The organism is Sulfurovum indicum, assembly GCF_014931715.1.
Lineage (GTDB): Bacteria > Campylobacterota > Campylobacteria > Campylobacterales > Sulfurovaceae > Sulfurovum > Sulfurovum indicum.
In genome coordinates this window covers 1,436,327-1,449,847 of sequence record NZ_CP063164.1, presented here as the reverse complement: position 1 = coordinate 1,449,847, position 13,521 = coordinate 1,436,327, and the positions used below count along the sequence as shown (strand labels likewise).

General features: G+C 37.8%; 13 protein-coding genes. 11 read left to right on the top strand and 2 right to left on the bottom strand.

Features of this window, described 5'->3' with window-relative positions:
• Positions 1-3: 3 nt before the first annotated feature.
• Together IMZ28_RS07245 and IMZ28_RS07240 are read right to left on the bottom strand one after the other, a co-directional pair.
• Positions 4-345: a mercuric transporter MerT family protein gene (locus IMZ28_RS07245; RefSeq protein WP_197547921.1), complete on the bottom strand. Its 342-nt coding sequence runs from the start codon at positions 343-345 to the stop codon at positions 4-6.
• The gene (locus tag IMZ28_RS07240; protein WP_232087436.1) at positions 342-1,271 is read right to left on the bottom strand and encodes a transglutaminase-like domain-containing protein; all 930 of its coding nucleotides are present in this window, start codon (positions 1,269-1,271) and stop codon (positions 342-344) included. The genes IMZ28_RS07245 and IMZ28_RS07240 overlap by 4 nt, the downstream gene beginning before the upstream one ends.
• Positions 1,272-1,830: 559 nt before the next feature.
• Here IMZ28_RS07240 and IMZ28_RS07235 point away from each other — a divergent pair.
• The 11 genes from IMZ28_RS07235 (at position 1,831) to cysN (ending at position 13,513) form a co-directional block, all read left to right on the top strand.
• Positions 1,831-3,015 (top strand): TDT family transporter, encoded by a 1,185-nt coding sequence (locus IMZ28_RS07235; RefSeq protein WP_197547919.1) that lies wholly within the window; start codon positions 1,831-1,833, stop codon positions 3,013-3,015.
• An 80-nt stretch (positions 3,016-3,095) separates the two neighbouring features.
• The gene (locus tag IMZ28_RS07230) at positions 3,096-3,629 is read left to right on the top strand and encodes a cytochrome P460 family protein (RefSeq protein WP_197547918.1); all 534 of its coding nucleotides are present in this window, start codon (positions 3,096-3,098) and stop codon (positions 3,627-3,629) included.
• A 345-nt stretch (positions 3,630-3,974) separates the two neighbouring features.
• Positions 3,975-6,218, top strand: a complete 2,244-nt coding sequence (locus IMZ28_RS07225) for an EAL domain-containing protein (protein ID WP_197547917.1) — start codon at positions 3,975-3,977, stop codon at positions 6,216-6,218.
• Between the two features lie 264 nt (positions 6,219-6,482).
• On the top strand, positions 6,483-7,142 hold the full coding sequence (locus IMZ28_RS07220) for a response regulator transcription factor (RefSeq protein ID WP_197547916.1): 660 nt from the start codon (positions 6,483-6,485) through the stop codon (positions 7,140-7,142).
• Between the two features lie 13 nt (positions 7,143-7,155).
• Positions 7,156-8,457: a sensor histidine kinase gene (locus IMZ28_RS07215; RefSeq protein ID WP_197547915.1), complete on the top strand. Its 1,302-nt coding sequence runs from the start codon at positions 7,156-7,158 to the stop codon at positions 8,455-8,457.
• Between the two features lie 600 nt (positions 8,458-9,057).
• Complete coding sequence (locus tag IMZ28_RS07210) at positions 9,058-9,495, top strand: DUF4395 family protein (RefSeq protein WP_197547914.1); 438 nt, start codon at positions 9,058-9,060, stop codon at positions 9,493-9,495.
• A gap of 36 nt (positions 9,496-9,531) precedes the next feature.
• Positions 9,532-9,762 carry a DUF2061 domain-containing protein gene (locus IMZ28_RS07205; protein WP_197547913.1) on the top strand — a complete coding sequence of 77 codons (231 nt, stop codon included), beginning with the start codon at positions 9,532-9,534 and terminating at the stop codon, positions 9,760-9,762.
• A gap of 8 nt (positions 9,763-9,770) precedes the next feature.
• Positions 9,771-10,496, top strand: coding sequence for a phosphoadenylyl-sulfate reductase (locus tag IMZ28_RS07200; protein ID WP_197547912.1), 726 nt, complete (start codon positions 9,771-9,773; stop codon positions 10,494-10,496).
• Complete coding sequence (locus IMZ28_RS07195) at positions 10,477-11,181, top strand: phosphoadenylyl-sulfate reductase (RefSeq protein ID WP_197547911.1); 705 nt, start codon at positions 10,477-10,479, stop codon at positions 11,179-11,181. The genes IMZ28_RS07200 and IMZ28_RS07195 overlap by 20 nt, the downstream gene beginning before the upstream one ends.
• 9 nt (positions 11,182-11,190) lie before the next feature.
• Entirely contained in the window at positions 11,191-12,102 is a 912-nt protein-coding gene (gene cysD, locus IMZ28_RS07190) for a sulfate adenylyltransferase subunit CysD (RefSeq protein WP_197547910.1), read from the top strand.
• A gap of 1 nt (position 12,103) precedes the next feature.
• A complete protein-coding gene (gene cysN, locus IMZ28_RS07185) occupies positions 12,104-13,513 on the top strand; it encodes a sulfate adenylyltransferase subunit CysN (RefSeq protein WP_197547909.1) in 1,410 nt (469 codons plus the stop codon).
• Positions 13,514-13,521: the final 8 nt, after the last annotated feature.

Genomic DNA, 13,521 nt, shown 5'->3' with positions numbered 1-13,521 from the left:
GATTTACTCCAAAATATAAGTTGCCCAGTAGGGGTATGTTATCAACACAGGTACAATGACAGATCCAATGAGCAGATAGTGTAGATAGTGGCTGCAAAGTCTATCGGTACAGATGGCACTTCTTCTTTTTCTCTTGAAGTAGTCATACCAGAGATAGAGGATACTTATCATTGAAAAAAAGATAAAATAGTTTTGATAGGGTGCAAAAATTTGTAGAAATGATAGAGAGCTCATACTTACACCAAATACCAAAAAGAGAAAAGGGGCCAAACAGCAGCTTCCTGCCAAAACAGCAGATAGGAGAGACCCCGCTATGAGGGTATAAAATGTTTTTTTCTCATTCATTTCAACCCCAGTTCTTGAGAAGTGATACGATAGGAAAAATGTTTGGGAGAATAGTAGTCCAACACTTCATCCTCTATTTCACCATAAGGATATCCAAGCATATTAAGAGGATACTGCTCAGGCTCAGGATAGAGTACAAAGTCTCGTCCATGATTAAACCCGATCCAATTCATCTCCCATGAGTGCAGATATCTTTTTTTGAGTTCCTGTACTCTTTGATCACTATACTTCAACCCCTCTCCCAACTCCAGTTTTGTAATATCTGCAGGGTCACTTGGTATCCATCCTGCGCCAGGAATATAGTACTCTACGCGACAATGTTGCCATGTAGAGATATCTGCAAATCCATGTTTGTCTGATTTGCCTAATATTTTTGAAAAATGTGATTTGCCAACTCTAATTCCAAATACCTCTCTGGCCGGAATACCGGCTGAGCGTAAAAATGCGACAAAAAGTGAACTGATATCTGTACATTTTCCGCCAAAATAGCCACTTTCTATCATTTTTCCGGCATGACCGACACCACATCCCACAATTGATGGGTCTCGAAAGGTTGTTTCAGTTATCCAATTGTAAATAGCCTCAACTTTCTGAAACCTGTCTGTTATCCCTTTTGTGATTTCCATGGTTTTAAGTGCCACTTTTCCATCTGTAGGTATATGTGTGGTTGGCTGTAAATAGAGCCTGACATCCTCTGGTACAGGAAGGTTTGCTTGACTTGCCTTTTTTATCTTCTTTAAGGAGACACTTCTGTCAAGTGTCTCGATCTCCATTTCAATGGTTAACTGTTTTGATGTGTCACTTGCATGCCATTGTGCATAAAGTATTTGAGCATCATAAATATTTTTTCTATTTATATGACTCGCATCAAAGTTTCCACTATATTTGAAAAATTTTACTTTTTGATACATATTATGTAAAGGCAAAGGATTCCAGAGTCTTGCAGGAAACACTTTTTGGTCTGATTGTATGTCAAATGTATACAATAGTCTAAAGCTTCTGCTTTTATGCTTCTCTTCGCCAGAGAGCAATAGGTTAGGTAGAGCTGACATACTTAAAAAAGTAGCAGTTGACGTTTTGATAAAGTTTCGTCTGTTCATTGATGATATCTCCTATTTTGCATAAAAATAGGACTATAAATTTTGCAGAAAATAATAGCAATATTTATGTCAGCTCAAACCTTGAGCCATATGCATATGTATTAATTATGCTTATTCTATCAGAAATAGTGTTAAAGATAACACACTGTATTATTACTTATTGAATATTTAAAATATTTTATTAAATTTAATATATTTTTCAAATCAACTGTTCTATTATATAATTCAGTATCAAAATAGTATAGAGAAGCTATGGTCTTTGACAGCAAAGTTGGCCATTAAGTAGCTGTCTTGATTATGATAGATCCTGTAGAGGTATATTTTTATCTAAATTGATACGGTAACTAGAATCTTCATGGATTAACAGATAAGAGGAGAAATGCATATGGGGATAAAACCATTAACACACAATAGTCTCAGCGAAGTTGTTCGAAACTTTACACCAAACTGGTTTACCTTGAATATGGGTACGGGTATCGCTTTTTTAACGTTGCACAATATAAAAGCAAACTTATTTGCTTCTCAGATGTTTTGGGGTGAGATACTTTGGCTTGTTGACATCTTTTTCTTTGTGTTGTTTTCAGTATTATTTATTGCAAGAATAGTTTTTTATCCGGAAGCTGTTAAATTGATGTTCAAACACCCCGTCCAATCAATGTTTTTGGGGGCTATTCCTATGGCACTTGTCCCCATACTGGAAGGATTCGCTATCTTTGGGCCTTCTTTACTTGGTGATATGGCTTTAGATATTTCTCTTTATTTGTGGTGGTTCGATGCATTGTTAGCAGCAGGTGTCGGTTGGCTTCTTCCCTATTTTATGTTTACTATACAAAAAGAGCATAAGCTTGAAAATATGACAGCAGTATGGCTTTTACCTATTGTGGCATCAGAGGTTACAGCTTCTGCCGGTGGAATGCTTGCTCCATATTTTTCTGCTGCAACAGCTGAAACCATGTTGGTCACCAGTTATATTTTATGGGCATTTTCTGTACCGTTGGCACTCTCTGTACTGGTTATTCTATTTTTGAGACTTGTATCACATAAACTGCCCGAAAAAGCATTGGCAGTTACCAGCTGGTTAACATTGGGGCCGCTTGGAACAGGGGCATTAGGTCTTCTTTTGCTTGGAAATGCTTCTCGGACAGTATTGATGGGTACAGGACTGGAAAATGTTGCAGAGTTTTTATATTCATTTGGATTTATAGTCGGGTTGCTTCTTTGGGGATATGGTTTGTGGTGGTATGTCATGGCATGGATCATTACATTAAAGTATTTTAAAGAGGGGCTTCCTTTTAACATGGGATGGTGGGGATTTACATTTCCGGTTGGAGTCTTTACGGCAGCAACTCTGCAGTTATGGAAGGCTACTGACTATGAAGTGTTTAAACTGCTTGGTATATTATTTGCCATTCAGCTTGCTGTATTTTGGATCCTGGTATTTATAAAAACACTGAAAGGCATGTGGAGCGGATATCTTTTTCAGGCACCTTGTCTCTCTCCTGAGACCGGACTTCCAAAGCCGGAAGAAGAGTGTGAAAAGTTTGCCAAAAAGAGATCTGATGGAAAATAGTATAAGATTAATGTGATCTTTGGACAATCTCTATAATTGTTCTGTACAATACTATATATTTTAAAACAAGGAAGTATTTTATGAAAACAGTAACAAAAGTTTTACTCTCAACAGTTTTAGTTTCAGGTTTGTTCGCGCAATCTGATGTCTATTTAACAAACAACTCCAGGGTACCGGATTTAAAAATGCCAGATAACAAATTGCCTTTCAAAGGGATAGAAGGGTATCAAAACTATAAAATTGTAGCTACACATTTTAGAACAGATAAAAATGAAATACGATATGTTTTAGCAAATCCTGTTGCATATAATGCTCTTACACAGCATGAGAAGATTATGCCAGAGGGGAGTAAAATTGTTAAAATAGGATGGAGTGTTAAAAAAATGCCAACATGGCCGGGTGCACTTGAAGCAGATAAAATACAAAGAGTTGAGTATATGCTGAAGGATAGTAAAAAATTCAACCACAATGGTGATCACTGGGGCTATGCCCGTTTTGTCAAAACCAAGGATGGCTACAAACCCTGGGCTAAAGGAGCACAGGGGTGTATCTCGTGCCATGCGAGTGTAAAAAATGATGATTATCTCTTTACTCATTTTCAAAAAACTTTTTAAATAGCACATAAAAAACAGACTTCTTGTCATCGATGATGAAAAAGCTATAGCAGATTTAATGATACAAAGATTTAAAACTTCCTTGTATCATACTGATGTTGCTGCTGATGGCAGGGAAGTTCTTGCTGCTTCTTCGTCATAAAAACAGTTGTAAAATCATTTTGTAGAAGATTGAAAATCTCCAAATTAACTATTGATACTCTCTCCAGGTAGCTTGTGTACTGCTAGAGCAGCATAAAAGAGTAGTGTAAAACGTTCAAATGATCAAGTTTTAATAAAACAAAATGTTTTAAATTAGTATAATTTTGAATTTTGATTCATTTACTATAAAAAATAGGGTTAAGTATGAGTTTTATGCGTATTTTTTTACTGTTTTTACCAATACTTTTAAGTGCACAGAATATAAAAATTGCCGTAGTTGCCCATCACGGTATAGATCAGGCAGAAAAAGACTGGATGCCTACCATTACCTACTTGAATGAAAAAATCCCAGAACACCATTTTCAACTTGTTCCGTTTCTTCCAACTCAGTTCCCCAAGTTAAAAGAAGAGGTAAGGGCCGGCACAATAGACTTTATTATCTCTCCGCCTGCAATGTATGTTGAACTGGAATTAACAGTAGGTGCTTCCAAAATGCTCACTTTGGCAAAAGAGAACAATGTTACCCAATTTGGATCTGTAATTTTTACTCATAGATCATCTAATATAACCAGCTTGTCTCAAATAGACAATAATACCAGAATAGCTGCAATTGCACCATTTGGATTTGGCGGTTGGCTAATAGGTTATGAGATATTAAAATATCATCATATACCATTGAATGAAAAAGATGTTGAGTTTTTGGGTACACAGGAAAAGATTGTCAAAGCTATACTTGATAATAAAGCAGATATTGGAATTGTTCGAACAGGGATTTTGGAAAAATTGCAATCAGAAAAAGAGGTTGACTTAAATAAAATCACTGTTTTACATCAACTTATACATAAAAACTTTCCTTTCCTTTGCAGCACTGAATTATATCCGGAATGGGCTTTTGCACGAACAAAACATGTGCATAACGATATTGCCAAAAAAGTTGTTCTTACACTTTTATCCCTTCCTAAAAATAGTGATATTACCAAAAACTCAGATTCTCCCTATCACTGGACGGCACCATATAATTACCAAAAAGTAAAAGAGTTGATGAAGAGATTGGAAATCGGCTATTATGCAGACTTAAAATCTGAAGTTCTTCAAAAGTGGGTTAAGCAGAATGAAGAAGTTATTTTTTTCATTTTGCTGCTCTTCATGGTTGTACTCCTTCTCTCTTTTATCCGTGAATATAGAACCAACAAAAAATTACGTCAGGAGAAAGAAGCAAAAGATGCACTCTTAAAGCAGGTCGAATATCATGCTTATCATGACAAATTGACCAAACTTTTCAACCGTACCTATTTGGAAGAAGTAGTAAGCACAGAAAAATCATTTTCTATTATTATGTTGGATATCAATAACTTCAGCTATATTAATATGTCTTACGGTTTTGAAATTGGAGACAAACTGTTGGTCAAAGTAGCTGATATTCTAAAAGAAGCTTTTGATGCACACTCCGCTTATCGTTTATACTCTGATGAGTTTGCTTTGCTTTTTAATGAAGAGATCGACTTTAAAGAAAAAATAAAACAAATTCAAAACTATTTTCACAATAATACAATTCAAATTGAGACGATTACGCTTCATCTATCATTTTCATACGGTGCTGCCTATGACAGGGATAAAGTAATCCGAAATACTACGTTGGCACTAAAGAAATCAAAAGAACGGGGAAAAGACAGATACTATATTTTTTATGAAAAAAGGGATAGCATTGACTATACGAAGCGTGAAGCCTTTATCTCAATGCATAATCTGTTATGTGAAGCACTGGAGAAAGATAAAATTGTTCCATATTTTCAGGGTATCTGGAACAATAAAAGAAATACAATTACAAAATTTGAAGTACTGGCACGTATTGAAAATGATGATCAACTAATATCTCCAAACCAGTTTTTGGAAGCAGCACAGTTATCGGGATTTTTACCAAATATAACCAAAGTAATGATTGACAAAAGTTTTAAAATGATGGCTGAAAACGACTACTCTTTTTCAATTAACATTACGGAAGATGATCTAAGTAGAAACTATTTATGTGTATATCTTAATGAGAAATCCAAACAATATGGTATTAAACCCGAACGTGTTATTTTAGAGATCCTTGAAGGGATGAGTGCCACTGGACAACAAGACAATATACGACAGCTGGAACAACTTAAAAGGGAGGGGTATTCCCTGGCAATAGATGATTTTGGTGCTGAATACTCCAATTTTGAAAGAACACTTGAACTTGATGTTGATTTTATTAAAATTGATGCAAAATACATCAAAGATATAGATGTTAATCAACGTAGTTACAATGTTGCTAAAAGTATTGCTTTTTTTGCAAAGCAAAGTAATATACCCTGTATTGCAGAGTTTGTACACAATGCTGCAATACAGAAAGTGGTTGAAGAGCTGGGTATTGAGTATTCTCAGGGCTACTACTTTTCAGAACCATCTGAAATACCGAGATAGCTATTGTTCTGATAGAGATATTCTCTAAATGATAGACAGCAGGGGCATCTCATCTCTTTTTTTATTAAAATAAAGTATTCATTTGCAGAATCTTTACGGTCTGTTCTTTGCTGAACAATTTCTAATCTTGCCCTTTTGTAGTAGTGATTTGATAGTTTGAGTCTGGCTTTGGGGTAAGTTTCTGAGAGCAGGTCAGCAAACAAATGATAGTAATGTTTTTATGGTTATAATTAAGAAAATAAGATAGAGGCCACAGTAAAATAAATGAAGATATTGATCGTAGAAGATGAGGAGCATATTCTTTCTTTTTTGACAAGAGGATTTCGTGAGGACGGGCATCTTGTGGAGAGCAGTATGGATGGTGAAGAGGGTGAGTATATGTCGAGTACGAATCGTTATGACATCATTATACTTGACTGGATGCTGCCTGGTAAAAATGGGCTTGAAATCTTGCATAGCTTACGAAATAAGCAGATAAAAACACCGGTTATTATGCTTACTGCAAAGGGTGAAACAGAAGAGAAGGTAGCAGTTCTGACAGCAGGTGCAGATGATTATCTGGTGAAACCTTTTGCCTATGAAGAACTGCTGGCAAGAGTAGGTGCATTGTATAGAAGAAGTGCTATGGAGGGCAGTAATACCATTAGTATCCAGGATATAACACTTGATCTTGATGCAAAAACCGTTTACAAAGAGGGTGAAACAATTACTTTGAGTCAAAAAGAGTTTGAGCTCTTGCTTTTTCTTGTCAAACATAAGAACAATATGGTAACCAATGCCATGATTGAAGAGCAGCTTTGGAGCAGTGATACAGTCATCAACAGCAATGTCATACAGGTAACGGTTTATCACTTGAGAAAAAAAATAGGGAAGCACCTGATCAAAAGTTTCAGGGGGTTGGGATATAAAATTGAAAGCCAATAGCTTAAAGAGAAGGGTGTTGTTTTGGTTTGGTGGTGTGAGTGCTGTATTGTTAATACTGTTCAGTTTTTCTTTTTATTATGTTGTTGAACAGAGCATTACATTAAAAATACAGAATCAACTTTACAAGCAGGCCATTCAAGCAGAAGATAAACTGACAGCAGGAGAGTCCATAGATCATCTCTTACAGAAAGAGTTGATGCAGGGTTATGAAGCAGCGGTATTCAGAGAAGGTAAACTGATTGGGAAAAGTAGAAACTTTCATCTGAAAAACCCTGAATTCTATCTGGATTACACTGATCGGTTTGTGATGCTTAAATCTGAGAAATATCTCAAAGGAGTCTATGTCTTAACACTGTCAAAACCTTTTATTGGCAAATTGATCGTAACAACCCATGAGATCAATAATACGATCGAAGATATTATAGATACGCTACTTGCACTGATACCTGTACTTCTTTTAATACTTCTGTTTTTGGGAAGTAAATTGATCGACAAGATCCTGGTGCCTCTCAGACATATTACCAAAACAGCAAATGAGATCAGTGTCAACAATTTTTCCGGAACCATTGCCCTTCCTGACAAAGAAGATGAGATCAAAGCACTGGTTGAAGCATTTAATGAGATGATCGTCAGATTGAAAGAGGGAGTTGAAAACCTAAACCGTTTCAACAGTGATGTTTCACATGAACTGAGAACACCGCTGACCGCGATCAAAGGGGAAATAGAGATAACCCTTCGTAAACTGCGTGAGCCTGATGAATATATTCAGAGTCTACAGAGCATAGCATATGAGGCAGAGCAGATAGAGCATATTGTAGAGAATTTACTGCTGCTTACCAAATACACGAAAGAGAACATTGATCAGACATTTGAACTGTGCCATCTTGATGCTATGGTATTGAACGTACTGGAAAAGTATGATGCCCTACTTAAAGCAAAAGAGTTGGAACTCAACATACAAATACTTGAACCGGTTGCAACAGAAGCAAGTTCCATACTTTTATCGATCATTTTCACAAACCTTATAGACAATGCACTGAAATATACACCAAACCGAAAGAGTGTTTCGATCTCACTTTACAGGAAAGACAACAGGATACATTTCATCATTAAGGATGAAGGCATAGGAATTTCCAAAGAAAAAGTGTCAAAAGTAACCGACAGGTTCTACAGGGTCGACAGTTCAAGAAACAAAAAGATCAAAGGATTTGGACTGGGGCTTTCTCTTGTCAAGAAGAGTGTTGAACTGCATAACGGAGAAATGCATATCGCTTCTGTATTAAATGAGGGTACAACAGTCCATATTGTTCTCTGAGAGCGGACAAAACAACTCCTGGGAACAATTCCCTTATTCCAAAAGTTTTGGTTTAACTGTATATCAGGCAGTATTGTGTCTGCCTGAGATCTTTGATGACGGTTGGCTGTCCACAGAACCGTGTGGCTGTTTATAGTTGTCATGATACTGCTGCTGTTCGATGGGCAGCTTTATCTCACTTTTCTGTTTTAAAACCTACTCTTCTGCCATGGCACATATCCGTGAATGTTCCATATAGAACCAACAGTAACTGCAACTCTATTTGAACTTCTGTCTGTTTTTCGTATGATCACTGACAAAAAACTGCAAGCCATACCTGCGTTAGTCTCTTTTCCAACCTCCTGTCTGCGACCTTCTGGGAGCTGATACCCGATTTGATATTTCTGCTGTGCATAAGTGTATCTGTTAAATGTTCCCAAGAAGGATGAGTATTCTGTTTTTTGAATAATGGACTATAAAAAAGAAGTGTGCCAGGATCTAATGTTGATAAAAACTATAGATTTACTTGACAAATAAAAATTTACATGCTACTATTCGATTGAAGCAGGCATATAATGAATGATTATTTATTCACTGCTAAATTTAATTCAAGGATTTAATATGAACAGTATTACACATAGAGAATACGGATTTGAAGCTAAAGGTCATACACGAATTGTTGCGGTGTTTGTTGTGATGACTGTCATGGCCTATCTGTTGTCTGGCTATATATCTCTGTTGATATTATTGACTTATCATTTTTTTGTTCGGTTGTATATAAGTCCTCTGTTCAGCCCTTTGGAGTTCATGGCAGGTTATGTATCAAATTATCAAAGTAACAGTAGTGAAGATTCGCAGAAGGAGTTCGCAGCACATCTGGCACTTTTATTGACAAGTCTCTCTCTGATTCTGGAGTTGTATGGTCATTCCGGTCTGGGATATATGTCTGTTTTTTTATTGTTGGTCTGGAAAAGCTTTGAAGTTTGCAGAAATATCTGTTTTGGCTGCAAACTATATGAGTTTGTCTGGAAAAAAGGAATTGAAATAGTCTCATTGTGAATTTTAAAATATAGATTAAATAAGTAAGGGTCAACATTGAAAGAGAAAGCGTATAGATCCATTGTCAAAACGGTCTCCTGGAGAGCGTTGGGTACATTGGACACAATTGTTATTTCATACCTTGTTACCGGTAATCTGACCATGGCAGCTTCGATCGGGTCAATTGAGTTGGTTACCAAGATGATTTTATATTATTACCATGAAAGAGCATGGAACAAAATCAGCCTGGGTAAATACAAGCCGACCAAAGATGATTATGTGATATAGGAGAAAAGATGCAGTTACAGATAGAAGGTATTAATAAAGAACTTCAGAATGCTTCAGTGCATGAGGTACTGAAGTATTTTTTGGAAAAGTATAAAGATAGAGTATCACTCTCATCAAGTTTTGGTGCAGAAGATCAGGTTTTGACAGATCTGATATTGAATATAGATGCGGATACGCATATATTTACGCTTGATACCGGGCGGCTGCATCCTGAAACCTATGATGTGATGGATGCAACCAATTTAAAATACAACACCAAAATTGCTGTGTATTTTCCAGAAGCTTCAAATGTGGAAGCACTCTATAGAACGCAGGGGGTCAACGGACATTATGAAAGTATTGAAAAAAGAAAACATTGTTGTTTTGTAAGGAAGATAGAGCCTTTGCAGAGGGCACTGAAAGATGTGGATGTCTGGATCACGGGTCTACGCAGCGAACAAAGCGTTACAAGACAACAGATGCCCTTGGTCGAATATGACGAGAAGTTCAAAGTCATCAAGGTCAATCCGCTGATAGCGTGGAGTGAAAAAGAGGTCTGGGAGTACATTAAGGAACACAATGTCCCCTATAACAAACTGCATGACCAGGGTTTCCCGAGCATAGGATGCGCACCCTGTACCAGAGCCGTTGAAGAGGGTGAAGATATACGATCAGGAAGATGGTGGTGGGAAAGCCCTGAACACAAAGAGTGTGGACTGCACAAAGGAGACAAGCATGCAAAAAGAGATAGATGAGTTGAACAGACAACTTCAAAATGCTTCTGCTCATGAAATTCTGACATATCTTTTACAAAAGTATAAAAATAGAGTCGGACTCTCCTCGAGTACAGGTACGGCGGGACAGGTTCTGACAGATATGATCTTGAAAATAGATCCCAATGCATATATTTTCACTCTGGATACCGGAAGACTGTATCCTGAAACCTATGATGTACTGGATGCGACAAATTTAAAATACAACACCAAAATTGCTGTGTATTTTCCAAAAGAGTCAAGTGTTCAGGAGCTTTACCGAACGCAAGGTGTAAATGGTCATTATGAAAGTATAGAGAAACGAAAAAACTGCTGTTACATAAGAAAGGTAGAACCCCTTAAGAGGGCACTGAAAGATGTGGATGTCTGGATCACGGGTCTACGCAGCGAACAAAGCGTTACAAGACAACAGATGCCCTTGGTCGAATATGACGAGAAGTTTAAAGTCATCAAGGTCAATCCGCTTATAGCGTGGAGTGAAAAAGAGGTCTGGGAGTATATTAAGGAACACAATGTCCCCTATAACAAACTGCATGACCAGGGTTTCCCGAGCATAGGATGCGCACCCTGTACCAGAGCCGTTGAAGAGGGTGAAGATATACGATCAGGAAGATGGTGGTGGGAAAGCCCTGAACACAAAGAGTGCGGACTGCACACGAAACATTAGGAGAAAAAGATGATAAGTACAGAACGATTGACACATTTGAAACTGCTTGAAGCCGAGTCGATACATATTATGAGAGAAGTGGTGGCAGAGTTTGACAATCCGGTGATGATGTACTCTGTAGGAAAAGACTCTGCGGTTATGCTGCATTTGGCACTTAAGGCATTTGCTCCGGCAAAACTTCCTTTTCCTCTGCTTCATGTAGATACCAAGTGGAAATTTAAAGAGATGATAGAGTTCAGGGACAAACGTGCGAAAGAAGAGGGGTTTGAACTTTTAGTCTATACAAACCCGGAAGGTATAGAAAAAAATATTGGCCCCTTTACACACGGTTCGGCAGTACATACAGATGTGATGAAAACACAGGCGCTCAAACAGGCACTGGACAAGTATAAGTTCGATGCGGTATTTGGAGGTGCAAGAAGAGATGAAGAGAAGTCCAGAGCGAAAGAGAGAATATTCTCTTTTAGGGACAAAAACCATAGATGGGACCCCAAAAACCAGAGACCGGAACTTTGGAATATTTACAATGCAAGAGTACATAAGGGTGAGTCTATCAGGGTGTTTCCTCTTTCCAACTGGACAGAACTGGATATATGGCAGTACATCTATCTTGAAAGCATACCTATTGTACCACTCTACTTTGCTGCAAAAAGACCGGTAGTGGAAAAGGATGGTGTAAAGATCATGGTGGATGATGAGAGAATGCCTATAGAGAAAGGGGATGTCATCAGAGAGGAGATGGTACGTTTCAGAACGCTTGGGTGTTATCCTCTTACCGGTGCAGTTGAGTCAACGGCAACAACATTGCCGGAGATCATTCAAGAGATGCTTCTTGCAAAAACAAGTGAGAGACAGGGCAGGGTCATAGACAATGACTCGGCAGGTTCAATGGAAAAGAAAAAAATAGAGGGGTACTTTTAAAATGTCTGAACAAGAAACAAAAATAGCTACAGATATAGAAAGCTATTTAAAAGAGCATGAAAACAAACAGTTATTGCGGTTTATTACCTGCGGATCAGTTGATGATGGAAAGTCTACACTTATTGGCAGACTCCTGCATGACTCCAAAATGATCTTTGAAGATCAACTCGCAAGCATCAAAAAAGAGAGCAGAAAATCCGGCAGCAGTGACGGGGAATTTGATCTTTCACTGCTTGTGGACGGCTTGCAGAGTGAACGTGAACAGGGCATTACCATTGATGTTGCCTATAGGTACTTTACGACTGATAAACGAAAGTTTATCATTGCGGATACGCCTGGACATGAACAGTATACAAGGAACATGGCAACGGGTGCCTCTACTGCGGATCTGGCGATCATACTTATTGATGCCAGATATGGTGTACAGACACAGACAAGAAGACACTCGTTCATTGCCAAACTGCTTGGTATCAAACATATCGTGGTTGCTGTGAACAAGATGGATCTGGTAGATTTCTCACAACAGAGATATGATGAGATATCAAGAGACTATTTGACATTTGCACAGGAGGTAGGGTTGACTGAAGATATAACGATCGTACCGATCTCTGCACTTAATGGCGACAATGTCGTGACACTGAGCGAGCAGTCTCCCTGGTATACAGGTGAGACACTCATGTATATTCTTGAAACTATCAAAATAGACCAGGATCAGGATCTGACGCATTTCAGAATGCCGGTACAGTATGTCAACAGACCCCATCTTGATTTTAGAGGTTTTTGCGGAACGGTTGCGTCCGGTGTTATCAAAAAAGGAGATGCAGTAACAGTATTGCCCTCCGGAAAAAGCTCAACAGTAAAAGAGATAGTGACTTATGAGGGAAACCCAGAATATGCCCAGGCACAACAGGCTGTTACACTCACACTTAATGATGAGATAGATATATCAAGAGGAGATGTAATAGTAAAAAGTGATGAACAGCCTGACAATGCATCCAGTCTGGATGTAGATATTGTGTGGATGGGTGAAGAGCCTCTTATCAAGGGTAAACGCTATTTTATCAAAAGAGCCTCAACACAAACCGTTGGTACGATAGATCACTTTTACTATAAAACAGATGTAAACACCCTGGTAGAGTCGAGTACGAATATGCTCAAGCTTAATGAAATTGCAAGAGCAAAACTGGATCTGGAACAAAGCATAGCATTTGACCCTTACGATCATAATAAGGCAATGGGGTCATTTATTATTATTGACAGAATTACGAACAATACTGTCGGTGCAGGAATGATACGGAACAAATCAGAAGATCAAGGTAAAAAAGAGACACCATATTCTGATTTTGAGATAGAGTTCAATGCACTGGTAAGAAAGCACTTTCCTCACTGGGAAAGTAAAATTATCACATAGGATAAGGT

Bases quoted from the DNA above. Each gene is read 5' to 3' on its own strand.
- IMZ28_RS07210 (WP_197547914.1), top strand. From the start codon at position 9,058: ATGAACAGTATTACACATAGAGAATACGGATTTGAAGCTAAAGGTCAT.
- IMZ28_RS07195 (WP_197547911.1), top strand. From the start codon at position 10,477: ATGCAAAAAGAGATAGATGAGTTGAACAGACAACTTCAAAATGCTTCT.
- IMZ28_RS07230 (WP_197547918.1), top strand. From the start codon at position 3,096: ATGAAAACAGTAACAAAAGTTTTACTCTCAACAGTTTTAGTTTCAGGT.
- IMZ28_RS07245 (WP_197547921.1), bottom strand. From the start codon at position 345: ATGAATGAGAAAAAAACATTTTATACCCTCATAGCGGGGTCTCTCCTA.
- IMZ28_RS07220 (WP_197547916.1), top strand. From the start codon at position 6,483: ATGAAGATATTGATCGTAGAAGATGAGGAGCATATTCTTTCTTTTTTG.
- IMZ28_RS07225 (WP_197547917.1), top strand. From the start codon at position 3,975: ATGAGTTTTATGCGTATTTTTTTACTGTTTTTACCAATACTTTTAAGT.
- IMZ28_RS07235 (WP_197547919.1), top strand. From the start codon at position 1,831: ATGGGGATAAAACCATTAACACACAATAGTCTCAGCGAAGTTGTTCGA.
- cysD (WP_197547910.1), top strand. From the start codon at position 11,191: ATGATAAGTACAGAACGATTGACACATTTGAAACTGCTTGAAGCCGAG.
- cysN (WP_197547909.1), top strand. From the start codon at position 12,104: ATGTCTGAACAAGAAACAAAAATAGCTACAGATATAGAAAGCTATTTA.
- IMZ28_RS07200 (WP_197547912.1), top strand. From the start codon at position 9,771: ATGCAGTTACAGATAGAAGGTATTAATAAAGAACTTCAGAATGCTTCA.